This window comes from Pseudarthrobacter sp. IC2-21, assembly GCF_034048115.1.
Classification (GTDB): domain Bacteria; phylum Actinomycetota; class Actinomycetes; order Actinomycetales; family Micrococcaceae; genus Arthrobacter; species Arthrobacter naphthalenicus.
This window is the reverse complement of the sequence record NZ_CP139145.1, coordinates 934245-959425: the sequence shown is the minus strand read 5'-3', so window position 1 is coordinate 959425 and position 25181 is coordinate 934245. Positions and strand designations below refer to the sequence as shown.

The 25181-nt window shown below is 64.5% G+C and carries 19 protein-coding genes; 7 read left to right on the top strand and 12 right to left on the bottom strand.

Annotation, left to right across the window (positions count from 1 at the left end; genetic code table 11):
• Nucleotides 1–115 precede the first annotated feature (115 nt).
• Entirely contained in the window at nucleotides 116–829 is a 714-nt protein-coding gene (locus SBP01_RS04465; RefSeq protein WP_320537606.1) for a GntR family transcriptional regulator, read from the top strand.
• 105 nt (nucleotides 830–934) lie between these two features.
• On the opposite strand, the gene SBP01_RS04460 is transcribed toward SBP01_RS04465, so the two are convergent.
• From SBP01_RS04460 to SBP01_RS04445, 4 genes are read right to left on the bottom strand one after another with little or no spacing between them, the layout of a single operon-like run.
• Entirely contained in the window at nucleotides 935–1741 is an 807-nt protein-coding gene (locus SBP01_RS04460; protein ID WP_320537605.1) for an ABC transporter ATP-binding protein, read from the bottom strand.
• Between the two features lie 35 nt (nucleotides 1742–1776).
• Complete coding sequence (locus SBP01_RS04455) at nucleotides 1777–2628, bottom strand: ABC transporter permease (RefSeq protein WP_275214473.1); 852 nt, start codon at nucleotides 2626–2628, stop codon at nucleotides 1777–1779.
• Nucleotides 2621–3400, bottom strand: a complete 780-nt coding sequence (locus SBP01_RS04450; protein ID WP_275214474.1) for an ABC transporter permease — start codon at nucleotides 3398–3400, stop codon at nucleotides 2621–2623. Before SBP01_RS04450 ends, SBP01_RS04455 begins: the two co-directional genes overlap by 8 nt.
• Nucleotides 3401–3437: 37 nt before the next feature.
• A complete protein-coding gene (locus SBP01_RS04445) occupies nucleotides 3438–4460 on the bottom strand; it encodes an ABC transporter substrate-binding protein (protein ID WP_275214475.1) in 1023 nt (340 codons plus the stop codon).
• A gap of 139 nt (nucleotides 4461–4599) precedes the next feature.
• On the opposite strand from SBP01_RS04445, the gene SBP01_RS04440 reads away from it, so the two are divergent.
• Entirely contained in the window at nucleotides 4600–6114 is a 1515-nt protein-coding gene (locus SBP01_RS04440; protein WP_275214476.1) for an aldehyde dehydrogenase family protein, read from the top strand.
• 89 nt (nucleotides 6115–6203) lie between these two features.
• Here the strand turns inward: SBP01_RS04440 and SBP01_RS04435 are convergent, their stop codons facing one another.
• Entirely contained in the window at nucleotides 6204–7793 is a 1590-nt protein-coding gene (locus SBP01_RS04435; RefSeq protein WP_275214477.1) for an FAD-binding protein, read from the bottom strand.
• Between the two features lie 145 nt (nucleotides 7794–7938).
• On the opposite strand from SBP01_RS04435, the gene SBP01_RS04430 reads away from it, so the two are divergent.
• Nucleotides 7939–8886, top strand: a complete 948-nt coding sequence (locus SBP01_RS04430) for a LysR family transcriptional regulator (RefSeq protein WP_275214478.1) — start codon at nucleotides 7939–7941, stop codon at nucleotides 8884–8886.
• A 12-nt stretch (nucleotides 8887–8898) separates the two neighbouring features.
• Here SBP01_RS04430 and SBP01_RS04425 read toward each other — a convergent pair whose 3' ends face one another.
• The 3 genes from SBP01_RS04425 to SBP01_RS04415 all read right to left on the bottom strand — a co-directional run bounded on the left by SBP01_RS04425 (nucleotide 8899) and on the right by SBP01_RS04415 (nucleotide 12806).
• The gene (locus SBP01_RS04425; RefSeq protein ID WP_320537604.1) at nucleotides 8899–10206 is read right to left on the bottom strand and encodes an LLM class flavin-dependent oxidoreductase; all 1308 of its coding nucleotides are present in this window, start codon (nucleotides 10204–10206) and stop codon (nucleotides 8899–8901) included.
• A gap of 191 nt (nucleotides 10207–10397) precedes the next feature.
• The gene (locus SBP01_RS04420) at nucleotides 10398–11762 is read right to left on the bottom strand and encodes an MFS transporter (RefSeq protein ID WP_275214480.1); all 1365 of its coding nucleotides are present in this window, start codon (nucleotides 11760–11762) and stop codon (nucleotides 10398–10400) included.
• Nucleotides 11763–11912: 150 nt separating this feature from the next.
• Nucleotides 11913–12806: a VOC family protein gene (locus tag SBP01_RS04415; RefSeq protein ID WP_275214481.1), complete on the bottom strand. Its 894-nt coding sequence runs from the start codon at nucleotides 12804–12806 to the stop codon at nucleotides 11913–11915.
• Between the two features lie 217 nt (nucleotides 12807–13023).
• Here SBP01_RS04415 and SBP01_RS04410 point away from each other — a divergent pair, with 217 nt between their 5' ends.
• The 3 genes from SBP01_RS04410 (at nucleotide 13024) to SBP01_RS04400 (ending at nucleotide 19334) form a co-directional block, all read left to right on the top strand.
• Nucleotides 13024–14220, top strand: a complete 1197-nt coding sequence (locus SBP01_RS04410; protein ID WP_320537603.1) for a TerC family protein — start codon at nucleotides 13024–13026, stop codon at nucleotides 14218–14220.
• An 89-nt stretch (nucleotides 14221–14309) separates the two neighbouring features.
• Nucleotides 14310–18074, top strand: a complete 3765-nt coding sequence (locus tag SBP01_RS04405; protein ID WP_320537602.1) for a TM0106 family RecB-like putative nuclease — start codon at nucleotides 14310–14312, stop codon at nucleotides 18072–18074.
• A gap of 45 nt (nucleotides 18075–18119) precedes the next feature.
• On the top strand, nucleotides 18120–19334 hold the full coding sequence (locus SBP01_RS04400) for an MFS transporter (RefSeq protein WP_275214616.1): 1215 nt from the start codon (nucleotides 18120–18122) through the stop codon (nucleotides 19332–19334).
• Here the strand turns inward: SBP01_RS04400 and SBP01_RS04395 are convergent.
• The 4 genes from SBP01_RS04395 to SBP01_RS04380 all read right to left on the bottom strand — a co-directional run bounded on the left by SBP01_RS04395 (nucleotide 19321) and on the right by SBP01_RS04380 (nucleotide 22530).
• Complete coding sequence (locus tag SBP01_RS04395) at nucleotides 19321–19617, bottom strand: acylphosphatase (protein WP_275214483.1); 297 nt, start codon at nucleotides 19615–19617, stop codon at nucleotides 19321–19323. The two genes, SBP01_RS04400 and SBP01_RS04395, sit on opposite strands and share 14 nt — an antisense overlap.
• A 5-nt stretch (nucleotides 19618–19622) precedes the next feature.
• Nucleotides 19623–20168 (bottom strand): YceI family protein, encoded by a 546-nt coding sequence (locus tag SBP01_RS04390; RefSeq protein ID WP_275214484.1) that lies wholly within the window; start codon nucleotides 20166–20168, stop codon nucleotides 19623–19625.
• Nucleotides 20169–20297: 129 nt separating this feature from the next.
• A complete protein-coding gene (locus tag SBP01_RS04385) occupies nucleotides 20298–21242 on the bottom strand; it encodes a glycosidase (RefSeq protein WP_320537601.1) in 945 nt (314 codons plus the stop codon).
• A gap of 238 nt (nucleotides 21243–21480) precedes the next feature.
• Complete coding sequence (locus SBP01_RS04380; RefSeq protein ID WP_275214486.1) at nucleotides 21481–22530, bottom strand: adenosine deaminase; 1050 nt, start codon at nucleotides 22528–22530, stop codon at nucleotides 21481–21483.
• Between the two features lie 48 nt (nucleotides 22531–22578).
• Here SBP01_RS04380 and SBP01_RS04375 point away from each other — a divergent pair, with 48 nt between their 5' ends.
• A complete protein-coding gene (locus SBP01_RS04375; RefSeq protein ID WP_320537600.1) occupies nucleotides 22579–25167 on the top strand; it encodes an excinuclease ABC subunit UvrA in 2589 nt (862 codons plus the stop codon).
• The last annotated feature ends 14 nt before the right edge of the window (nucleotides 25168–25181 follow it).

The window sequence follows — 25181 nt, the reverse complement described above, 5'->3', positions numbered from 1 at the left end:
TAATGACGGGATCTGTTGTGATTCAGGTCGCTCCGTACGGCTGATACAAGCTTAGGAAAGAATTTGCATAAGTCAATAAAGAAAACATTATTTGCTAGCCGGTACAATAATGCACATGTCGAAAAGTATCGAGTCTGAGACCCTCAGCACGCAGATCCGGGACTCGCTCCGGGATGACATTCTGGCCGGCCGCTGGGCCGCAGGAGACAAGCTGCAACTGGTGTCGCTCACCAAGCACTACAAGACCAGCAGTACGGTGATCCGCGAGGCATTGACACGGCTGGTCGGGGACCGCCTGGTGGTGCTCAAACCGAACCGCGGGTTCTTCGTGCCAACGCTTTCGCTGGCCGAGATCAAAGACATCACGGAGCTGCGCTGCGTCTCGGAGGAGTTTGGCGTGGGACTGGCAATCCAGCGCGGGGACCTGGCCTGGGAATCCGAGCTCATCGCGGCCCACCACACGCTGGAGCGGACCCCTTACCGCGAGGCGAGCGATCAGGGCGAGTTGACGGAGGCGTGGGACCGCGCCCACCAGGCGTTCCATGCCAAGTTACTCGAGGCCTGCGGGGTCCCGGTGCTGATCGATCTCGCGTCCACCCTGTCCGACTTGTCCCAGCTGTACGGCCGCTGGGCAGGCCGTGCCACACGCTTCATGGACCGCGACATTGCCCAGGAACACCGGGACATCCTGGCCGCCGCATTGGACCGCAACCCCGAAGTCGCCTCGCGGCTGCTACGGACCCATTATGAGACCACGCTCCACGCCATCCTGAAGTCCGGGATCGAGAAGGAAGCAGCCGAAAGCGGCCGCGAGAAGGCCAAGGCGTAGGCACCTGCCTCCTTCACCGGAATACGAGGAATGCCCCCCCGGGATCCCAGCAGGGGTACCCGGGGGCTTTCTTGGCTTTGCCTTATCAGCTGGGACGCACCAGGACTAGTGGTCCCGCAAGCGGTGCAGGATGCGGGCGCGCGCCTCCACAAAGCGGGGCTCCGCCTTGGTTTCCACCTGGTCACGGTGGTCGCCGAAGCCGGTCTCGATCACGTCCACTACAGTGGCGGGCTTCTCCGCCAGAACAATGACCTTGTCCGCCAAGTACAGCGCCTCATCGATGTCGTGAGTGACCAGGATGATGGTGACGCCAAGGGTCGATTGGAGGTCGATGACGAGGTCCTCGAGGTCGAACCTGGTCTGCGCATCCACCGAAGCGAACGGTTCGTCCATCAGCAGCACCTTGGCGTTGTAGGCCAGCGCACGGGCAATGGCCACCCGCTGCTGCATCCCGCCGGACATTTCCCACGGATACTTGTGGCCCTGTCCAGCCAGGCCCACGGCCGCAAGATTCTTCTCGGCGGCTTCATTCCGCTCTTTTTTCCCTACACCCCGGCCCTGCAGGGGGAAGGCCACGTTTTCCAGCGTGGTCATCCACGGCATAAGCGAGCGGCTGTAATCCTGGAAAACCACGGCCAGGTCCCGGTGGGGGCCGTTGATGACGTCACCCCCGACACTAACGGTGCCGCTCCGGGGCTGGATAAGGCCGGAGAGGCACCGTAACAGCGTGGTCTTACCGACGCCGGACGGACCGACGATAGAGACGAATTCACCGTCGTTTACCTCGAGGTTCAGATTGCTCAGGATCTTGTTCTCCGAGGCACCGACACCGTAACTCATGGTCAGCCCTTGGACCTGGAGCAGCGGCTTCGTTGCCACCTCCACTTCCTCGGGCGCTGCCTGAATGGCCATGGGAGCTCCTTCATCTTTCTGTTGGATCGGGGTGGTCATTTTGCTCCTGACTTGAAGTACCAGCTCAGGATCCTGCGTTCAAGGACAACAAACAGGAGGGAGAGGATGTAGCCGATGACGCCGACGAGCAGGGCGCCTGCCCACGTCTCCGGCACCATAAAGGTGGCGGAGGAATTGAGGATGTAGAAACCCAGTCCCTTGTTGGCGGCGAAAAGTTCACTCACCACCATGACTGTGATTCCGATCGGAAGCGCCACCCGCACGCCGGCCACGATCTGCGGCAGTGCGGCCGGTAGGACCACCCTGCGGAAATGGAGCCCCCGGGGAATCCGGTAGACCTTGGAGAACTTGCGGATGGTCGGTTCCACCCCCAGGACGCCGTCGATGGTGTTCAGCAGTACCGGCCACATGCAGGCAAAGGCAATGGTGTAGATCTTGGGTCCCTGTCCGATTCCGAAGGCGCCGATGATCAGCGGAACCAGCGCCGCCTGCGGTACGGACCGGAAGAAGTGAATGACCGGATCCACAATTTCCCGCAGCCGTTTTGTCTCGCCGAGGATCAGTCCCCCGATAATCCCCACGGTCACGGCGATCAGGAGGCCGGCAGCCAGATTTCCGAGACTGTAGGCCGCTCCCGAGGCGATCACACCGTTGGAGAGGTCCCGGCCCAGGCTGACCAGTATCGACTCGAGCGAGGGGATGAACACGTTGGTGCTGTTGGCGGTTGCGAACCACCATACGCCGAACACCACGAGGATCAGCCAGGTTCGCTGGAGTACGTTGAGCACAACCTGGGCGGGGCGGCTAAGAAGGCGTTGCGCCCGCTGCGGCCTTGCCCGGGAGGTGGTTTCCAGCTTCGGTGCCGTACGAAAGGCTGTCTCAGTCATTGGTCTGCCTGTTCCATGTGAGGATCCGACCCTCGGCGTAGTTGAGCAGGCTGGCGATGCCCCAGCCCACCAGCCCGGCGAAGAAGAGGTATGCGAACGCCGAATCCCACCGCTGTGCCTGCTGGGCCAGGGTGATCTGCCGGCCGATACCTGGCGTCTGGCTGAGCACTTCGACGCCCACGGCGACGAGGATGGCGATGGAGGCCGAAATCCGAATTCCGGTGGCAATGAAGGGGGTGGCGCTGGGGAGCAGGATCCGGCGAAACCGCAGGAGCGCGGGGATCTGGAAGGTCCGCACCGTATCCACGACTGCCGGGTCCATCCGCCGCGCGCCGTAGATTGTCTGCACCAGCACGGGCCACAGGCAGGACAGGGCAACAACAACGGTTTCCATTTGTGCGGTGGCACCCAGGAGCATAATGACCACCGGCATCAAGGCCAGCACCGGGAAGGAACGCCCGAAGTCGATCAGGATTGACGTCGAGCGATCCAACGCGCGGATGGATCCAATCAGAAGGCCGAGGACCGTCCCAGCCGCCACTGCGATCAGCCAGCCGCTGACGGCTGCCGTCATGGTCTGCGCCAGCGCCGACCAAAATGTTGCAGAGGTCAGCGCCGCGCCGATGGAGGACGCCAAGGCGCCCACCCCGGGGGTCATGGAAGGCAGCGCGCCGCTCCAGATGATCACCTGCCAGGCGGCCAGGAGTGCAGCCACCGCCAACAGCCGTTGGGTGGTCAAACCCCAGTCCAGCGCCTTTGTGCTTGTCTTCATATCGTTTTCTCCGTTGTATTCCTGATGCCCGGCAGCCCTACTTGGCGAAGCGCGGGGCGTCAGCCCAGAGCATGGCCTCGGCTGTCAACGGCTTGGTGACGAATCCAAGATCCTTCATGGCGTCGATGCCGCCCTGCCCTGTGGACAGGTTGATGGAAGTGTTCACCGGGACGTACGACTTGGGATTGACCTTGGAGGGGTCCACCTGCTTGATCCGTGCCGTGATGTCCACAACTGCCTTGACGTTGGCCGGGTCCGAGTAGAACGTGGCGGCCTTGGTCATTGCGTCATTGAACTTCTTCGCAGTTCCGGGGTTGCTCTTGAGCCAGGCGTCGGTGGCGGCCCAGACAGTGACCGGCATATTGCCCTGGAATTCGCGCACCGGGCTGGCGATGCTCTTGAAGCCGGCATCCACGAGCTGGTGGTAAAAGGTGTCCGCCGCGAACGCCGCATCAACCGTTCCCTGCTCCAGGGCGGCCTGCATGCCGGCGTAGGGAACTGCAATCTCCGTGATCGACTTGGGGTCGATTCCCGCTGCGATGGCCGCCTGAAGCATGGGGATGTCGCCGCCGGTGTTGACGCCGACCACGGCTACGTTCTTGCCCTTCAGGTCAGCGACCTTGCTGATGCTGCTGTTTTTGGGGATCAGGATTCCCGAGTTATCCACGGTGGGATCAACCACGCCGTTGCCGGAGATCACCTTAACCGGCATGCCCTTGGCAGTGGCGGTGGTCATTACGCCCCAGGAGGCCGTGGTGATGTCCGCCTGGCCGCTCACGGTCTGGGCCAGGTTCGCCGAGGGATCGGCGCCGGGAACAATTTCCACGGTCAGGCCGGCTTCGTCGAAGAAGCCCTTCTCCTTGGCAATGTAGGCGGTTTCAAACTGGATAGGCGCCACCACCACCTTGATGGACGACTTGCCCTCCGAACCGCCCGCGGCGTCCCCCGCGGCGGCGGGTGTGCTTGAGGCCCCGCAGGCGGCCAGGGACAGCAGCGCGAGGCCGGCTACAGCCGGCGTCAGGACCTTGGTCAACAGTGAATGACGGTAGTGCTTTTCCATCCAGAAGCTCCTCGTTGAGTACAGACGCGAATAAATGCATAATTCCTATAACAATGTATCTTGGACTTAGTGATGTGGCAACCATCACAGATTGCATAACATTCGACCAATGGCACGCAGCCTCCCCGGAAGGAAGCCAATGACGCCCCCTACCCAAACCCTCCCCACCCCCGGTGCCGTGGCCCGGCCGGACCTGCTGGCCAGTCCGTTGCGCCTGCTGATTGACGGAGCATGGGTGGAAGGCAGCGCCGAACCGCTGCCGGTCACCAATCCCTCCAGCGGTGCGCATCTGGTGGATTCCGCGTCGGCGAGTGCGGATGATGTGGACCGCGCGGTCCAAGCTGCTCGTCGGGCCTTCGATTCAGGTCCATGGCCGGCAATGGCGCCAAGCCAAAGGAGCCGGTTGATCTGGAAGCTCGGAGAAGCCATCGACGCCGCCGCGGATGAACTGGCCCTGCTCGAAACACTCAACACCGGCAAGCCCCTGGGTATCGCAAGGGCATTCGAGATCTCCGGGGCGGCCGAATCCTTTCGCTACAACGCCGGTTGGGCAACGAAGCTCAACGGCGAAACCCGTAATGTCTCTCTGCCCGGCGAATGGCACGCCTACACACTGCGGGAAGCCATCGGCGTCGTGGGCCTGATCGTTCCGTGGAACAGCCCGCTGGCCATCACCGCAGCCAAACTTGCGCCCGCCCTGGCGGCAGGCTGCACCGTGGTCCTCAAGCCCGCGGAGCTTACTCCCCTGACCGCGGTCCGGCTGGGAGAACTGGCCCTCGAAGTCGGCTTCCCGCCTGGCGTGCTGAACATTGTCCAGGGCCTCGGCGCCGTGGCCGGCCAGCGGATTGCGGACCACCCGTTGGTGGACAAGATCTCCTTCACCGGCTCCACGGCAGTGGGAAAGCACCTGCTGGCCTCCTGCGCCGGGAACCTGAAGCGGGTCTCGCTGGAGCTTGGCGGCAAGTCCCCGGTGGTCATCTACCCGGACGCGGACCTGGAGCGCGCAATGGACGGCGCGGCAATGAGCATCTTCGGAAACACCGGCCAAGTGTGCGCGGCGGGTTCCCGCCTCTATGTCCACGAGGCCGTGGCGGATGAAGTAATCGCAGGGATCTCTCAACGGGCCTCGGCGTTGCGGGTGGGCGCCGGGACCGACCCGCAGGCCCAGATTGGTCCCGTGATTTCCGCCCAACAGCGCGAAAGGATCCTCGGCTACATCCAGAGCGGCCGCGAGGAAGGCGCCGAGGTGGTCACCGGGGGCGCGGCACTCCCCGGGGACGGTTTCTTCATCCAGCCGACCATCCTGCGCAACACCACACACGACATGAAGGTGGTCCGTGAGGAGATCTTCGGACCCGTTCTCTCGGCGGCAACCTTCCGCGACTCGGACAGTGTTGCCGACATCGTGGCGCGTGCCAACGACACGGTCTACGGGCTCTCCTCCACCATCTGGACCAAGGACATTTCCCGTGCCCATCAGTTCGCGCGGCGGATCAAGGCGGGCAATGTACGGGTCAATGCCGCGGGCGGCATGGATGGCAATATGCCCTTTGGCGGCTTCAAGCAGTCCGGCTGGGGCAAGGAAAACGGCCGCGAAGGCGTGGAGGCCTACACCGAGGTCAAGTCCGTCGCCATCAATATCAGCGGAGCATAGCTTACAGGCGGAAGAAGGAAAGCGGGCAGGCCAAAGGGGCCGGATGCTGGTCAGCCAGCGTCCGGCCCCTTCGACGTTAAGGACACGCCCTACAGGGGAACTGATCCCGCGATGCCGGCCGCCGTCTCTGCACTGATCTCGCGGTACCGGCGGGGCCAGACGCCCTGCTTTCCGGGTGACAGGATGCCGTTGGGATCCAGGGCGTCCTTCAGCGTCTCCTGGAGCCGGCGGATGGCGTTGTTGTTGTAGTCGAAGCCGTCGGCAATGACGTCCATGTAGTCCACATGGCTGCGGTAGGGCGCGTAGCCGTGGCTGCGGGCGGCTGCCAGCAGTGCCGAGTAGAGTGCCCTTGCCCGCGCCAGCTGCTCCTGGTTGTCGTTTTCGAAGAAGATCATGGTCACGTGGACCATGTGGCGCGGGTAGAGGTGGTAGCCGATGTACAGGTCGAAACCGTACTGGCGGTACAGTTCCTTGGCTTCCCGGTAAAACGCCCATACCTCCTCCCCGCGGGCCGGAATGATGGGGGCCGCGTCAATGTGGCCGCCGTTTTCCGCGGCCCAGGCCACCGTGGACAGCGGCTTGAGCGTGGGCACGCCGGCCATTTGAGTACGGTCAATGTTGGCAATATCTTCATATGCCACCTGCATGCCGTCGGCACCTTCGTACAGGCGGGCTTTGACGGTGAAGCCTTCAAGGCCCGCAAAGCGCTCCCGGATGATCTCCAGCCTGCGTTCGGCGAGGCCCTTGTCGCCGTAGATGGCGAACTTGGCGTTCCACTGGCCGATGCCCATCTCCTGCCGCATTTCTTCGAGGCGCTCGTCCGGAATGGACCCCTCCCCCTCGTACCATCGCGATCGCGGCCCGTTCATGGTGGCCGCCCGCACCACGTTGCCGCAGAGGGCATTGTTCTGGATGACGTCTTCACGCCGAAGCTGGGTGAGGATGTCGACCAGCTTGGGCATGTCCTCCTCGCGCTCCACGACAACATCACCGTTGATGTACACGTCCGGCCAGGGCATCAGCCAGAGTCCGATCTTGGTGACGATGCCGAGGTTGGACTGAGTGAAGATGCCCTCCAGCGTGGGGCCGAAGCCGCCTTTGAAGATGGGTCCGAGATCCGTGCCCTCCATAGCCCACATTCCGGTGCGCACCAGCTCGCCGTCGGGAAGGATCACCTCCATGCCGCAGATGGACTGGACATGGTCCCCCATGGGCGTCATGCCGTAGCCGCGGTCAAGGGCATTCCCGAGGATGGAGCCCCAGCCCAGGGCGGGAACGGACATCCACAGCTTCATCCCTTTTTCCTGGATGTGTTCGAAAAGGTCGAAGAAGCTCACCCCGGGCTCGATGACGGCGTAGTTAAGGTGGTCGTTCACTTCGATGATCTGGTTGAGCCGGCTTAGGTCCAGCGCCACCATGTCCCTTGTCCGCGGTTCCGGGCCTCCGTAACCTAGGTTTTTGCCCTTGGAGAAGGACCACAGCGGAACCCCGGTCTCGTTGGCGAGCCGGACGATCGACTGGACCTCCTCCACACTGCCGGGTCGGACGCCCGGCCACTTCGCCCGGCCGGAGTTCAGCGGGTACGGGTCGATGTAACCCTCTTCGGGGGTTGGGCGCACCACGTTCTCGGCGCCCACAATCGTTTCGGCCTGGTCAAGGAATCTTGCTTGCGCGTCCATTTACGTCACGTCACTTTCGGGAGAGGGCCCGCCACCGGGCCGTAACTCCGGCGCCGCCGCCGGATTTTTTTCTTTCATCATGACAAGCCAAGTTCATCAAGTAAACGACCTATTTCCGCTCTTGGTTATCAGTAGAATTGACAATATGAATATCAGCCTGAATCCGTCGATCACCCTGCGCCAGGTCCTGCACTTTGTGGTCGCGGCTGAAACCGGAACCATGAGTGAGGCGGCACGCCGGCTGCACATGGCGCCGTCGGCCATTTCCATGTCCATCGCGGAACTTGAGCGGATCGTAGGGGCGCAACTCTGCATCAAGCGCAAGTCCAAGGGCCTCACCCTGACTTCCACCGGAATCGTGGTGTTCCGCCAGGCGCGCCAGCTGCTGGACCTCGCGGATGAGATCGCCTCGCTGTCCAAGAGAGACAGGACGGACATCCGGGGGCCGTTGACCGTGGGCTGCTACATGCCGCTGGGACCAACCATCATTCCGCCCATGCTGGCCGACTTCGCGGACCAGTGCCCGCATGTGGAGGTGGACTTCATCGAGGGCTATCACGAGGATCTTCAGGACCGCCTGCTCAACGGATCCATCGATGCGGCCTTCGTCTACGACATGGATATCTCCCCTGCCCTGAAGACGGCGCCGCTGCTGTCCGTGGAGCCCTACATCCTGCTTCCGGAGGACCACCCGCTGCGCGAGGCAGGGGTGGTCTCGCTGAAGGACGTGGCGGCCAGCCCGCTCATTTTCTTCGATGCGCCGCCGATTTCCACCCGCATCCTGGACATGTACCGCGACGCCGGGCTTACCCCGGACATCCGGCACCGCTCACGCAGCTACGCCACGGTCCGGTCCCTGGTAGCGAGCGGCCGCGGCGTCGCCGTGCTCTTCCAGCAGCCCATGCTGGACGCGCCCTACGAGGAACTGAAGGTTGTCCTCAAACCGATATCGGAGCGCCGCGTCCACACGCGCGCCCCGGCCACCGTGTCCCTGGCCTGGACGCGGAGCATGCGGTTGAATGCCCGCGCCCAGGCATGGGTTGACGTCGCCGTCGAACGGTTCGGCTCGCCGAACTTTGAGGCGGGACTTTGAGCCCGAGCGGCCCTACTCTGACGGGCGCGAGAGCCCAAGGTTGTCCCGAAGAGTAGTCCCCTCGTACTCTGACCGGAAGTAGCCGCGGTCCTGGAGTTCGGGCACCAGCTTGTCGCAGATGAGCTTGAAGCCGCCCGGGTTGAACGGCGCGTTGAGGTTGAAGCCGTCGCAGGCCTTCGACTCGAACCAGTCCACCATGCGGTCGGCCACCTGCGACGGGGTGCCGGCCATCCACTGGTGCCCGGTGGAACGCGCCAGGTCCACGATCAGCTCCCGCAGGGTCATGCCCATGTCCACACTCTTCTTGCGGTAGATCTGGTAGCGGCTTCCCATCCGCGGGTCATCGGAGAACCACTCCACCGGGATGGTTTCATCGAACTCGAGCTCGGAGAGGTCCATCTTGAGGTCGGCGCCCACCTGCTTGCGGCCGTTGCCGAGGTGCACGTAGCTGGCCAGTTCGTTGGCGAGGTCCTGGGCTTCCTTTTCGGTGTCGCCAAGAATCGGCAGGATGCCCGGGATGATTTTGACGTCGTCGGGATTCCGGCCCTTCTCGGCCACCATGTTCTTGAACTTGGTGTAGAACTCGATGGACGGTTCTTTGAACGGCTGGGCCGTGTAGATCCCATCGGCCACGGAGGATCCCAGGTCCATGCCGGGGCCCGAGGATCCCGCCTGGACCAGCACAGGCCTGCCCTGCGGCGACCGCGGCATGTTGATGGGGCCCTCGACTTCGAAGAACTCGCCCTTGTGCCGGATGGCCTTGAGCTTGCTCCGGTCCACGTACTCGCCGGAGGCCCGGTCCACGATGATCGCGTCATCGGACCAGCTGTCCCAGAGTCGCTGCACCACATCCACGAACTCAGTGGCCCGGCGGTATCGCACGGCGGGATCGGGAACGTCCTCCACGCCGTAGTTACTGAAGCCGTCCGACGACGTGACAATGTTCCAGCCGGCCCGGCCGTTGGACATGTGGTCCAGTCCGCACAGCTGCCGGGCGAGGTTGTACGGCTCGGAGAAGGAAGTGGACATGGTTCCGATCAGGCCGATGTTCTTGGTCCTGGCGGCCAGCGCCGCGAGCACTGTCATGGGTTCGTAAAACCCGTTCATCTTGATATCGCCCCGCATCACCGTATTGGCGTGGACAATGTCGCCAAAGAAAACGGCGTCGAGTTTTGCGGCCTCAGCCATGGCTGTCAGGTCTGCCACGAAATCAAGGTTGCCCAGTTCTTCGGCCCGGCTTCCTTCCATCCGCCAGCTGTCCTTGTGGTAGCCCGCCGGCAGCATGAAGGTGGTGAGCACCATGTGATTCTTAGGCTTCATTGCCTGGTTCCTTTCGTGATGTGCGCCTCTCCGGACGCCTCGCTGGTTCCATCATGGCAGTCAGCGCTTCTCGCGTAAATGAGAAGTTTCCGAGCAATGATTTCAATAAAATTGACAATGGGGGAAAGGGGAAACCCCGGCGGGCAGGCGCCTAGCCGGGGTTTCCTCACAGGATGTCAGACGGGGGTGAGCTAGACGGCGTCGAGCTTGAGGCGCGATCCTTCACGGGTCAGGCGCACAGCCACGAGGCCCGCCACCAGGATGAGGATCCAGAATGCCGCAACCATCCAGACGGCGCCCCCAGCTGCAAGAACCAGGCCCGCAGCGATCATCGGGGTGAAGCCGGCCCCTATCATTGAAGCTCCCTGGTAGGACAGCGATGCTCCCGTGTAACGGACGCCGGTGGGGAACTGTTCGGAGATAAAGGCACCTATGGGTCCCGCGAGGGCCCCCTGCACCAGCCCGTTGCCGACCACCACTGCCACTGCAAAGCCCCAAAGCGTCCCGTTGGTCAGCAACAGAATCAGGGGAAATGCCAGGAGGACGGCCGCCACACCCGCCCCGGTGAGGACGGCGCGCCGTCCGATCCGGTCGCTGAGCCGCGCCGAATAGAAGCAGACCGCCACCGTCACCACAGCGGCGACCCCCTTCCAGTTCAGGACGCCGGATCGGTCCACGCCACTCGCCACCGCCATGGAAACACCCCACACCGTCAGCAACCCTTGGCAGGCATAAAAACCCAGGGTTGCCACCAGGGTGACGACAACGACGCGGGGGTGGCGGCGGAGCACCTCCATCAGAGGCGGATGCTTGACCCTGGCAGCTTCGGCGTCGAGCTTCTGGAAGACGGGGGTCTCTGCCACCTTGAGCCGGATGACCATGCCGATCAGAATCAGCAGGGCACTGAGGACGAACGGGATCCGCCATCCCCATACGAGGAACTGGTCGCCGGTGAGAGCCGAAACAGCGGACACCACCAGGGTGGCGAGCAGTCCGCCTGCCGGGCCTCCGGCGTTGGCGAACGCTGCGGCGAAGCCACGCTTTCCGGCCGGCGCGTGTTCCAAAGCCATTAACGTGGCGCCACCCCACTCTCCGCCCACGGCAATGCCCTGGATGATCCGCAGCAACACGAGCACAATCGGCGCCACAACGCCGATCTGTTCAGTTGTCGGGAGGAAGCCTATGAGGACGGTGGCGCCGCCCATCATGAGCATGGACAGCACCAACATCTGCTTCCGGCCCAACCGGTCCCCGAAGTGGCCAAAGACGATGCCACCCAGCGGCCGGGCTACGTATCCGACCGCGAGCGTGGCGAAGGAGGCGAAGAGGGATAGGCCAGGGCCCAGGTTTGCGAAGAAGACCCGGTCAAACACCAGCGATGCAGCGGTGGCGTAGAGGATGAAGTCGTAGTACTCGATGATGCTGCCAATGAGGCTGGAGCCGAGGATCCGGCGCATGTCCTTGGTGTTCAGCGAGTCCGAAGTGACACCGGCGGCGGGATGTTCAGCTGAATTCCGGCGGGGTGCCAGCCGTCGTTGGTCGGCTTTCTGGTTCACAATGTTCTCTTTCGATTCTTGGCGAAGCCCGATGGCGCGCGTACATCGTCAGACGATCCGACGTGAGCTGCATCACCCACAGGTTCAAGAATGAACCCTCGCCCCGCAGATGGCCAATCGATCGCGCATAATCCACTGGAAGTTGTTTTATTAGCGGTGAAGACCGCTGAGGGCTTTACGGTCGACAGGGGCCAGGCCAAATGTCCTGAAGTCGAGGGGACGGTAGGAACTCCACATGTTGTACCAGTTCTCGTCCTCGCCCCACACCACAGGAGGGCGGGAGTCGTCGTAGATCTGCTCCAGATCGGTGTAAAGCTCGACGACGGCACCTGAGGTTTCCACGAAATAGGCCGCGATATTGTGTCCTGCGCCGTGACGGACCGGGCCCCAGATCAGTTCGCGGCCCACCTTGTTTAGCCTGTCGCCGAGCTTGCCGAGGTCGGCAATACTCTGGGTCTGCCAGGCATGGTGGTGCAACGTGCCTTCACCGCGGACCAATGCGATTCCATGGTGGTCGGGATTGCAGCGCATGAAGTAGGCGAAGTCATCACCAATAACGTCGGAAAGGCGGAAGTCCAGCACCCTGTGGAGGAACCTCATCATTCCGCCAACATCCCGGGGGTGGAAGTTGAAGTGGCCATAGCGGTCGGGGCCGAAGGACTGAACCGCAGCCTGGTTCTCCTGCATCCCGACATAGATCTCAAAAACGAAGCCCTCCGGACCGATGAAGGAGAATCCATCCTCGATCCCCGCGCCCCTCGGCTTCTCGCTGAGGATCTGGAAGTTTTCCGCGTCCACCCGGCGGCGGATCTCCCGGAGCGCATCGCCGTTGGCAGCAACCAGCCCGAAACCGTCAATCCCGTTGACATCCGACTCGACGTAGACGAGCTCATGGTGAACGTTGGCGGCAGCCAGATAGACGGCGTCAGAGGTCCGCTCCGTCTCCCGGAGGCCCAGGAGCTGCGTGGCGTCGAAAACGGATTCCTTGAGCTGTGTGGTCTGGATACTCACGTGGCCCATCGCACTGATCAATCCCCAAGACATCGTTGTCTCCTCTTCTTGGCGCAAAGTCGCCTGTCTGAAATTTCTAACAAAATATGCTTGAAAAAATACTAAAGGATAAATAATCGATTATCTAGGGTCTGGGGCGTCAATCTTCCCGAGGGGCGCTCCGGTAGGCTGGCATGCGAAAGAGTCGCGCTCGGGTCTGCGGCGCATCTATCTGCCGGACGAACGCCGTTATGTACGAAAGGCCCTCACCGTGACAGTTTCTCCCCTTGTCTGGACCCTGACCATCGCGGGAATCGTGGGCCTGCTGGCCTTCGATTACTTCTTCCATGTACGGAAGGCCCATACCCCTTCGCTGAAGGAATCGGCCACGTGGTCCTCCATCTATGTGGGCATCGCCCTCCTCTTTGGCCTGGGCGTGCTGATGTTTGGCGGCACCGGCATGGGCACCGAGTACTTCGCCGGGTACGTCACGGAGAAGGCGCTGTCCGTGGACAACCTCTTTGTCTTCCTGATCATCATGGCCAGCTTCAAGGTTCCCCGGGCAGACCAGCAAAAAGTGCTCCTGTTCGGCATCGTCTTCTCCCTGATTGCCCGTACCGCCTTCATTTTCCTGGGTGCCGCCCTGATCAACAGCTTCGCCTGGGTGTTCTATATCTTCGGGCTCATCCTCCTGATCACTGCCGGCAACCTGCTCAAGCCCGACGACCACGACGACGACAGCGAAGGCCTGGTGGTCCCGCTCGCCAAACGGTTACTCCCGGCGTCGCAGCACTACGACGGCGACAAGCTGTTCACCATGGAAAACGGCAAGCGCGTCCTGACTCCGATGCTCCTGGTGATGGTGGCGATTGGCGGCACGGACCTGCTCTTTGCCTTGGACTCCATTCCGGCGATCTTCGGGCTGACCCAGAACGTCTTCATCGTTTTCACTGCCACGGCGTTCTCCCTCATGGGCCTGCGCCAGCTGTTCTTCCTGATTGACGGCCTCCTGGACCGCCTGATCTTCCTTGCCTACGGCCTGGCCGCAATCCTGGGTTTCATCGGTGTGAAACTCATCCTGCACGCCCTGCACGAGAACAACCTGCCGTTCATCAACGACGGCGACCCCGTCCCCGTGGTGGAGGTCAGCACCGGCGTTTCGCTGTTGGTGATCCTGGGAGTCCTGGTGGTCACCATCCTGGCTTCCATCTTCAGCCCCAAAGGCAAAGCCAAGAACGCGGTGTCCGGCGCCAGGCGGCACGCCCTTGAGTACCTTGACCTGAACTACGAAACGGACATCGTGGAGCGGGACCGGATCTTCGCGAAGATGGTCCGCGAGGAGGACCAGATCCGCAAGCTGCCGGAGAAATATAAGCGGTTGGTCCGCAACGAAACCGAGTTCATGGACCTCCTCCGCAGCGCACACGCCGAACACGACAAAGCGCAGGTGCGTGCAGCAAACTCCTAAGTCAGCAGACGTTGTCAGTCCCTGTTGCTAGATTCAAATTGTGGCCGTTGGAGCTTTCCTCCGGCCAGGGAAATCAATGGGGAGGCCCTGTGTTTCTGCTCGATCCTGCCAGTCAAACGGGAACTCCGGACCTGATCTTCTCTGCCAGCGACCTGGTGGCCGCCAGCGAGTGTGAGTACCGCACACTGCGGATCCTCGATGAGAAGCTGGGCCGCTCCCCCAAAGCTGAATTTCCCGACGACGAGATGCAGCGCCGTGCCGGGACGCTCGGCGACAGGCACGAGGAAAAGGTCCTCGCCGGCCTCATCAGGCAGTACGGCGTTTGGGATGCCGGACGCGGCTCCGGTGTGTACTCCATTGACCGCGGGAACAACACGCGCGGGGACCTTCTGGCGAAACAAGCCGAAACCGAACTGGCACTCCGGGCCGGCGCTGACGTCGTCTTCCAGGCGACCTTCTTCGACGGCGAGTTCCTGGGCTACGCGGACTTCATCGTCAATGAAGCGGCCGGCACCGGCAGTCCCGGCCGCTACGAGGTGTGGGATACCAAGCTTGCCCGGCACGCCAAGGTGGGAGCGTTGCTGCAGCTGGCAGCCTACGGGGACCAACTCCTCGGCATGGGCCTGGAACCTTCGCCCCGGGTCACCCTGGTCCTGGGCGCGGTGGTGGACGGCGATTACGTCCGCAGCCACCACTCCCTGCCCGACCTGCTGCCCGTCTTCCGCGAGCGCCGCGACCGCTTCCGTGACCTGACCGCCGCTCACCGGGAGCAGGATACGGCGGTGACGTGGCAGCAAGCCGGCATCACCTACTGCGGCCGGTGCAACTACTGCGCCGAGCAGGTCCAAATCCACCGCGATCTCCTCATGGTGGGTGGCATGTCCACTGTCCGCCGCAAGAAACTCATGGCCGAGGGCGTCACCACCATCGAAGCGCTGGCCGATCTACCGCCGGGGAAGGCCTCCGGCCCGGTGGCCAGGCTCCGCGACCAGGCGCGGATGCAGCTGGGCCGGGACGTTCCGGACGGTTCCCGGACCTTCAGCAAGGACGGGGAGGACCATACGGTCGCCTTCAAGGTCCTCCCCGAACATGCTTTGGCCGATATTCCGGCACCCAGCCCAGGCGATATCTTCTTCGACTTCGAGGGCGATCCGTTGTGGCAGGACCCCGCCACCGGCCAATGGGGCCTGGAGTACCTCTTCGGCGTGGTGGAGGCGCCTGACGGCAATCCCGCTGCCGGGTCCGCCGGCGCGACGGACTCCGCTGCCCTGCCCGTGTTCAGGCCTTTCTGGGCGCATTCCCGGTCCGGCGAACGGCAGGCGTTCCTGGATTTCCTCGCCTATGTGGAGGAACGCCGCGCACGCTTTCCGGACCTCCACGTCTACCACTACGCCGCGTACGAAAAATCCGCCCTGCGGAACCTGTCCGTGCGCCACCTGGCGGGCGAAGACATCGTGGACAACTGGCTTCGCGAGGGGGTGCTGGTGGATCTCTACGCCACGGCCAGGCATTCGCTCAGGATCTCCGAGCCGTCTTACTCCATTAAGAAACTCGAGCCGCTGTACATGGGTGACAACCTTCGCTCCGGGGACGTGAAGGACGCCGGCGCCTCCGTGGTGGCGTACGCGGCCTACTGCGCGGCCCGGGACGGCGGTGATGCCGCCGGGGCTGCCGCAATTCTCGCCTCGATTTCCGACTACAACGAGTACGACTGCCTCTCCACCCTCCGTCTGCGGGACTGGCTGCTGGGGCTGCGGGACCGTTCCCGTGTTCCCGCTCCGGGCCCGGCCGGGGGCGCGGGTCAGCGAACAGCCCACAGGCCCGACGGCGTGCCGGCATCGCTCCGGCCTGACGTACCCGGCGGTCCTGAAGCCGAGCCCACACCCGGGGAGCTCAGGCTCAAGGAGTATCTGGCCGGCCTCCCCGATACCAGGCCCTGGACGCATGACGAACGTGCCATCGCGATGGTGGCTGCTGCCACCGGGTACCACCGGCGCGAACGCAAGCAGTTCTGGTGGGAACACTTCGACCGCACCGACGCGGAGATCGACCAGTGGTCCGATCACCGCAATGTGTTCGTCGTGGACACCGCGGAGGTCGCGGCCGACTGGGCGCTGGCCAAACCCACTGTCCGGATGCGCACACGCACCCTCAGGCTGGCGGGAACCATGAGCGAGGGCTCCGACTTCAAGCCGGGCAGCACCTGGTGCCGGCTTTATGACGCCCCGCTCCCCGACGGCCTGGCGGATTCGTCCGGAAACGCCGGCAGGGGTTTCACCTTCGGCACCCTGGTGACGGCTGTGGAAGACCACCCCCGGATCCCCGGCCACAGCATCATCACCATCGAGGAAAAGGAAACCGGAAAAGTCCCGGCCTACCCGCACATCCCGGTGGCCCTCACCGAGGACCAACCGGTCCGCACCCCCAGCATCGAAGCCGCCCTAGCGGAACTTGCCGAGGAGGTGGGTGCCCTTGTTCCCTCCCTCCCCCGGCATCCCGGCGTCGACATCCTCCGCAAACGCCCGCCGCGTTTCCGGTCACTCTCCGGGCCGGCCCCGGTGGGCACCGGCATCCGGGATACCGACGGCGCCGAAGCTGACAGCGCCGTCGCACCGGATTACGTTGGCGCCATCACCACCTCGCTGCTGGACCTCGATCATTCCTACCTTGCCGTGCAAGGACCTCCCGGTACGGGCAAAACGTACGTGGGCTCCCATGTCATTGCCAGGCTGGTGGCCCTGGGGTGGAAGATCGGCGTGGTCGGGCAGTCCCATGCGGTGGTGGAAAACATGCTCCGCACGGCCATCGAAACCGCCGGGGTTGACCCTTCCCGGGTTGCCAAGAAGGTGGTGGGTGCCCAGACCGTGCCGTGGAAGCAGAAAAAGGACGACGACGTCGCGGCCCTCCTGGCATCCCCCGGCGGCGCGCTGGTGGGCGGCACCGCCTGGACCATGACGGGCAAGTCGGTCCCCGCAGGTTCGCTGGACCTGCTGGTGATCGACGAGGCGGGGCAGTTCTCGCTGGCCAACACCCTGGCCGTGGCGCGCGCGGCCAAACGCCTCCTGCTGCTCGGCGATCCCCAGCAGCTGCCGCAGGTCACCCAGGGCTCGCATCCTGAGCCGGTGGACGAATCGGCCCTGGGCTGGCTCGCCGCCGGCCACGCCACCCTGCCGGAAAACCTGGGCTACTTCCTGGCTGACAGCTGGCGCATGCACCCCGAGCTGTGCCGTGCCGTATCGGTTCTCAGCTACGACGGCAAACTCGAAGCGGCACCGGCTGCTTCACTGCGGAGCCTGGCCGAACTGGCCGCCGGCGTCGAAACCCTGTTTGTGGCGCACAGCGGGAACACCACATCCTCCCCGGAGGAGGCGGCCGAGGTGGTCCGGCAGGCGCAGCGGCATATCGGGCTGAAGTGGCTGCCCGGCGGCGACCAGGCTGCCCGGCCGCTGGCCGCCGAGGACATCCTGGTGGTGGCCGCGTACAACGCCCAGGTCCAGCTGATCCGGCAGGAACTGGAGCACGCGGGCCTGGCCGGCGTCCGGGTGGGCACGGTGGACAAGTTCCAGGGCCAGGAGGCGCCGGTTGTTGTGGTGTCCATGGCATGTTCCGCGGTGGCTGAAGCTCCGCGAGGCGCCGAATTCCTCCTGAACCGGAACCGGATCAACGTGGCAGTTTCGCGTGGGCAGTGGCGCGCGGTGATAGTCCGCTCGCCCGAGCTCACCAACTACATGCCGTCCAAACCGGGCGTCCTGGAAGAGCTCGGCGCCTTCATCGGACTCAGCCCGGGCCGCCGGCTTCCGGCCAGCCGGCGGCCGGGGAACCAGCACGGCTCCGGAGGCCAGCCGCGTGGGTAGCCAGCAACAGGGTAAGTTCAGTGGGTGACCTCCCAGACCCACAAGATGCCTGTCGGCGCCCTGATCGTTCTCGCTGCCATCGGCTTCACGGCGATCACCACTGAACTCCTGCCGTCAGGTTTGTTGCCCCAGATCAGCGCGGATTTCAAGGTCTCGGAGGCAACGGCCGGTTATCTGACGGCGGGCTACGCAGCCATCATCGTGGTGACCGTCATCCCGCTGTCCATGGCTCTGGCGCGGGTACCCCGGCATTTCCTGCTCGTCGCCCTGATCCTGACCTTCGCCGCAAGCAACGCCCTGGTGGCGCTGGTCCCGGACTTCGGCGCGGCCATGGGTTCGCGGGTGGTGGGCGGCATCGCCCACGGCCTGCTGTGGTCCGCGATGGCTCCATTTGTGGCCAGGATCGTCCCCGCCCACAAGGTGGGCAAAGCCCTGGCCATCGTGTTCAGCGGCAACAGCCTCGGCCTGGCCATCGGCGCCCCGGTGGGGACTGCCTTGGGCAACCTTCTGGGCTGGCGGTCCGCCTTCCTGGTGCTGGCGGCGTCCGGCGTGCTGCTGGCCCTCCTCGCCGTATGGCTACTCCCCCCGGTGCGGCGGATCCCGGATGCGCCGCGTCCGTCGCTGCGGAAAGCAATCGGCCAGCCCGGCGTCAAGACTGTGGCCGTCGGCTGGCCGCTGATGCTGATGGCACACTTCGCCCTGTTCACCTATATTGCCCCGTTTCTTCGCGAGGTCCGGCTCCCCGATTTCAGCATCCCGCTCTCCATCAGCGTCCTGGGGGTAGCCGGGCTGGTGGGCATTTGGATTGCCGGCGTCACCGTGGATTCCAAGCCGCGGCGCTGGCACCTGATCACCGTCGGCGGGGTGGTGGTCTCGCTACTGCTGCTGCACCTGGTGGGAACCGCCCTGCCCGGCATTGCGCTCGGTGGCCTGGCCGGCGACGATCTCGCTCTGCCGGCAGCCATGCTTCTGATGTTTGTGTGGGGCACCGGAATCGGCGCCATGGGTATCTACAACCAGTCCGCCATCCTCCGGGCAGGCGGTGAATACCGGGATGCTGCCAACGGCCTGACGGTTCTGACCATCCAGATGGGCATCACCATCGGAGCAATGTTCGGCGCCGCCGCCCTGACCGTGGCCGGCCCCGGCCTGATCCCCGTCGCAGCAGCCCTTCCGGCCATCATCTCGTTTGTGCTGATCCTGGCCGGCCGCCGCCACGCCTACCCGGCCGGCCCGAAGGAACGAGTCACCGGGCCCTGAAGTCCCGGAACGATCCGTCCGCATCCGAGATGGTCTCTTCCACCCGTTCGACCCGCCCGGGCGCATTCTCCGACCTGAGCCAATCCAGGAGCTGCTGCACCCGCTCCCTGGGGCCTTCAGCCACCACCGACACGGAACCGTCGTCGAGGTTTTTCACCACGCCCCTTAACGCAAGCTCATCGGCCTTGCCCCTGGTCCAGAAACGGAATCCGACCCCCTGCACCACGCCGAAGACGCGGGCAGAGAGCCGGATGTCGCCCCGGGAGGGGCTTCCCGTGGTCATGGCACTCAGGCCTGCTTGACCAGCGCGGCTTCGACGTTGATCTTGACTTTGTCGCCGACCAGCAGGCCCCCGGCTTCCAGCGCCGCGTTCCAGGTCAGGCCGAATTCCTTGCGGCTGATCTCGGTTTCAGCAGAGAAACCCGCGCGGGTGGCACCGAAGGGGTCAACGGCAACCCCGGAGAACTCGACTTCCAACTCCACGGGCTTGGTGACGCCGCGGATGGTGAGATCGCCGGTGAGCGTGTAATCCTCGCCGTCGCCCTCCACCGAGGTGGCACGGAACGTCATGTCCGGGTACTGCTCCACATCGAAGAAGTCCGGTCCTTTGACATGTCCGTCGCGGTTGGCGTCGCCGGATTCGAAGCTGGCGGTCTTGACGGTGGCGTGGAGTGAAGATTCGGCCAGGGAGTCGCCGACGCGGGCTTCCGCCGAGGCGTCCGTAAAGCGGCCGCGGACCTTGCTGATGCCTGCGTGGCGGACCGTGAAGCCGATTTCGCTGTGGGACATGTCCAGGGTCCAAACGCCTGGTGTCAGGCCTGAGGGAAGGGTCACTTTTGCATCTCCTTGTGCTGGGAAACAGTGTGGGAACCAGCCAGTACGGCCGGTTCCCACACTGCTTCACTCGGGACCTTTTGTCCAGAGAATACGCCGCCCGGATAATGCTGGACGGCTGGTGACCGCTCAGCTGTTGATGGTGATGTCCCGCGTGCGGTGGTCGTAGCGGATGGTGACAGTGCCGCCGTCGTGCTGCAGCTCGTGGTTGGGCCCATCGAACGTGCCGAACGCACCATAGTTTTCGGTCCAGGACCGGTTCAGCGCGATCTTGAAGGTGTAGTAGCCGGCGGGCAGTTCGGTGCTCTTAATCCACAGCTGCGAGCCGAAATCGAAGTCCATCTGGGACTCGTCGTACTGCGGCGCCCAGTTCTCCGGGGCCCCCAGCAGCGTGTTGAAGTCGCCGGCCACGGCCACCGCTTCGGGCTGGGGGAACGTTTCCTCGTCCGGGCCTTCCAGCGGCTCCGCCACAACCTCCGGGCTCGTGGATTTTGCGGCCGGCGCCTTGCGTGAGCGGACGGCCTTGACCACCGGCTCCACGGCTTCCTCGATCAGTTTCGCGGCCTTGCCCACGGCCTCGGCCGCCTTCTTGCCCGGAGCCTTTCTGGCGGGAGCCTTTTTGGCGGTCGCCTCGGCAGCCACTGCCTTCGTCCCGGAGGTCTTGCTGGCGGCCGCAACCTTGGCGGCGGGTGCCTTCCGGACGGCGGGGGCGGCAGGGAGCGGGGTGCCGGCCGGGACGGGAGTGCCGGCGTCGAGCGCTGTGGCGAAGGCGTCGGCGTCGGGGAAGGCAACGGTGGCGCGCATGCCGTCCTCGGTGATGGTCCAGCCGGACCGGCCCTTGACCAGCCAGCCGGCTTTGACCAGCTTGGCGGTGGCGGAGGTGAGGGTCTTGTGGCCCCGGGGTATGCCGCCGCTGAGCAGCACCGCCTCGTGATCGGTGAACGGTACGCGCGCCGTGGCTTCCGCCAGGACTTCACCGGCGTTGCGTGCCTCGCCGGTCCACGTGCCCTCTGTCAGGACATCCAGCACGGTCTTGAGTCGAAGGTAGGTGTTTTCTGCGGTGGACGTGGCCATGATTCCCCTTAGTGAAGCGATCTGTCTTTAGGCATCTTGCCAAGACGGTATTAAATCGCACGACTTGAAATGGTGAACTCTGCGTGTCGTGACCGACTATGACGTCGATTACAGCGGAACTGAGGCAAGAGTCTCGGCTGGTGGGCTGTTTTCTCAACCCTGTTGCGCTTTTCGGGGAACCGCCGGTCACTTCCCAGACACGCACGCGTTCCAGTTTAGCGACCGCACAGGGCCTGAGCTAGCCGCCGTTCAGCTCGTCCAGAAGCTCAGCTTTCCGCTCCTCGGAAGCAAACGAGGAGTGGATGGAGTTGGCGGCGAGCCGGGACCGGTCAAAGTCCGACAGCTCAAACACTGCCTGCAGCTGGGCGAAATTGTCATCCACGTAGCCACCGAAATAGGCCGGATCGTCCGAATTAACCGAAACGTTCAGCCCCGCGGCAAGCATGGCCGGCAACGGATGGTCGGCCAGGGTGTCCACGGTCCGGAGCCGGACGTTGGACAACGGGCAGACCGTCAGCGGAATCCGCTCGTCCACGAGTCGTTCCACCAGGTCCGGGTCCTCCATGCAGCGGATTCCGTGGTCGATCCGCTCCACGCCCAGGACGTCCAGCGCTTCGATGATGTACGACGGCGGCCCCTCCTCGCCCGCGTGCGCGGTGAGCCGCAGGCCCGCTTCGCGTGCCTTGGCAAACAGCCGCTCAAACTTGGCCGGCGGGTTGCCCACTTCGGCCGAGTCCAGGCCGATGGCCGCAATCGGTGCCTTCATGGCCAGCAGGCCGTCCAGGACCTCCAGCGCCGATTCCTCGGACAGGTCGCGGAGGAACGCAGCGATCAGCAAAGTGGAAATACCGAAGTCCTCCACCGATGTGGCCAGCGCCGAGGCCACGCCGTTCACGCAGGTTTCGAGGCTGACACCCCGGGAAATATGGGCCTGCGGGTCCATCATGATCTCGGCATGCCGGACCCCGGCAGCGGCGGCCCGGGCCAGGTAGGCGCGCGTCATATCCGCGAAGTCCTGTTCAGTCTGCAGCACCGCCATGTTGGCGTAGTACAGGTTCAGGAACGACTGCAGGTCGCTGAATTCATACAGGGCCCGCAACTCCTCAAGGCCCGAGTATGGAAGCGCGAGACCGTTGCGCTCGGCCAGTTCAAAGATCAGCTCGGGCTGCAGCGTGCCCTCGATGTGCAGGTGCAGTTCAGCAAGCGGCAGAAGCTGCGGCGCCACTTCAGCCTCGGTTAGATCGGTTTCCGGCAACGGAGCGGCGGCAGTGTCCGGGTAATTGTCCATCGGCTCAGGATATCGCCCGGCGGCGGCTTCCCCGCTAGAGTCGAATCAATGCGGAACACTCAGCAGGCTGACGATCTCACCCTTCCCCCTCCCGGCCACCTCTCCGACGGCTTTGTCCGGGTCCGGGGGGCGCGGGAAAACAACCTGCGGAACGTCGATGTGGATGTGCCCCGCGATTCCATCGTGGCATTCACCGGGGTCTCCGGCTCCGGAAAGTCATCGCTGGCATTCGGGACCATCTACGCCGAAGCCCAACGCCGGTACTTCGAATCCGTGGCCCCCTACGCGCGCCGCCTCATCCAACAGGGCCACAACCCCAAAGTGGAGATGATCTCCGGGCTGCCTCCCGCCGTCGCTCTTCAACAGCGCCGCGGCGCCCCGAGCAGCCGCTCCACCGTGGGCACGGTGACCACCCTGTCCAACTCGCTCCGCATGCTGTTTTCCAGGGCGGGCACCTATCCGTCCGGAGCCGCCCAGCTGGATTCGGACGCTTTCTCCCCGAACACAGCTGCAGGCGCCTGCCAGGAATGCCACGGGCTGGGGGTGGCACACACGGTCAGCGAGAAGTCCCTGGTGCCGGATACCGGCCTCACCATCCGGGAGGGTGCCATCGCCGCGTGGCCCGGGGCCTGGCAGGGCAAGAACCTGCGGGACATCCTCAGCCACCTTGGCTATGACGTGGACCTCCCCTGGCGGAAGCTGCCCAAGAAGGACCGCGACTGGATCCTGTTCACGGAGGATCAGCCGGTCGTCGAAGTCACGCCCGAGCGGGACCGCGTGGCCAAACCGTACAAGGGCCGTTTCTGGAGCGCCAGGAGCTACGTCCTGCACACCCTGGCGGACTCCCAGAGTGCCGCCATGCGCGAGCGCGTCCTGGCTTTCATGGAATCCGGGCCCTGCCCGCGCTGCGGAGGAACAGGGCTCCGGCCAGAGGCGCTCGAAGTGTCCTTCGCAGGCCGCACCATCGCCGAACTCAACGGCACCCCCATGGCGGAACTTGCCGAGATCATCCGCCCCACGGCAGGCCTCAAGGACGCCGGCACCGCCTCGCGCCGGCAGTCCTCCGGGGAGGAGAACGAGGTGGCCGTCGCCATCACCGCCGATCTTCTGCAGCGCATCACGGTGCTGCTGGACCTGGGCCTCGGATACCTTTCACTGGGGCGCCCCACCCCCACCCTCTCGCCCGGCGAAATGCAGCGGCTGAGGATCGCCACCCAGCTCAGGTCCGGGCTGTTCGGCGTGATCTACGTCCTGGACGAACCTTCCGCGGGCCTTCACCCGGCCGACGCCGAGCCGCTCCTGGCCGTCCTGGACCAGCTCAAGGAGTCGGGCAACTCCGTCTTCGTGGTGGAACACAACATGGATGTGGTGCGCCGGGCCGACTGGCTGGTGGACGTCGGGCCGCGCGCCGGTGAGGGCGGCGGCGAGGTGCTCTACAGCGGCCCGGTTGCCGGGCTCGCTGATGTGGCTGAGTCGGTTACCCGACCGTTCCTGTTCGACGGCGGCTCCGGCGGAGCCGGCTCCACCGGGGCTGGTGTTGCCTCTAAGGGTGCCCGCCAGCCCGACGGCTGGCTGGAACTGAGCGGCATCAGCCAGCACAACCTCAAGAACCTTGACGCCAGTTTCCCGGTGGGTGTCCTCACGGCAGTTACCGGGGTGTCCGGTTCGGGCAAGTCGACCCTGGTGAGCCGTGTCCTCGCAAGCGTTGTGGGCTCCGGCGTGGGGACCCTCCCGGCCGCGTCGGCCCAGCCGGGCGGGGCCTTTCCGGACGGCGCTCAAGAGGACGGGACGGATTCGTCCGCTCCGCTGACTGTGGGGACGGTCAGCGGGACGGACCGCTTCGACCGCCTGGTGAAGGTGGATCAGAAGCCGATTGGCCGCACTCCGCGCTCCAACCTGGCCACCTATACGGGGCTGTTTGACGCTGTGCGCAAGGAATTCGCCGCCACGGATCAGGCCCGGGCGCTCGGATTCGGTGCGGGGCGGTTCTCCTTCAACGTCGCCGGCGGGCGGTGCGAGACCTGCCAGGGTGAGGGCTTTGTGGCGGTGGAACTGCTCTTCCTCCCGGGCAGCTACGGCCCCTGCCCTGAGTGCAACGGTTCACGCTACAACCCGGAGACCCTTGAGGTGACGTACCGGGGCAAGAACGTGGCCGAGGTCCTGCGCCTGACCGTTGACGCCGCAGCGGATTTCCTGGCGGACATTCCTGCCGCGGCCCGGAGCCTGAAGAGCCTGCGCGACGTGGGCCTGGGCTACCTGCGGCTGGGCCAGCCTGCCACCGAACTGTCCGGCGGCGAAGCACAGCGCATCAAGCTCGCCACCGAACTCCAGCGCGCCCGCCGCGGTCACACGCTCTACCTTTTGGACGAGCCGACCACGGGGCTGCATCCCGCCGACGTCCAGCTCCTGATGGCACAGCTCCATGGCCTGGTGGACAGCGGTAACACCGTGGTGGTGGTCGAACACGACATGGACGTGGTGGCGGGCGCGGACTGGGTCATCGACCTGGGCCCGTCGGGCGGGGATGCCGGCGGACAGATCGTCGCGGCCGGAACCGCCGCCGCCGTCGCCCGTTCCGCCCACGGCCGCACCGCGCCGTACCTGGCCGCAGCCCTCCGCCAGGAGTCCGTCAGCTGATCCCGGAGCATCTC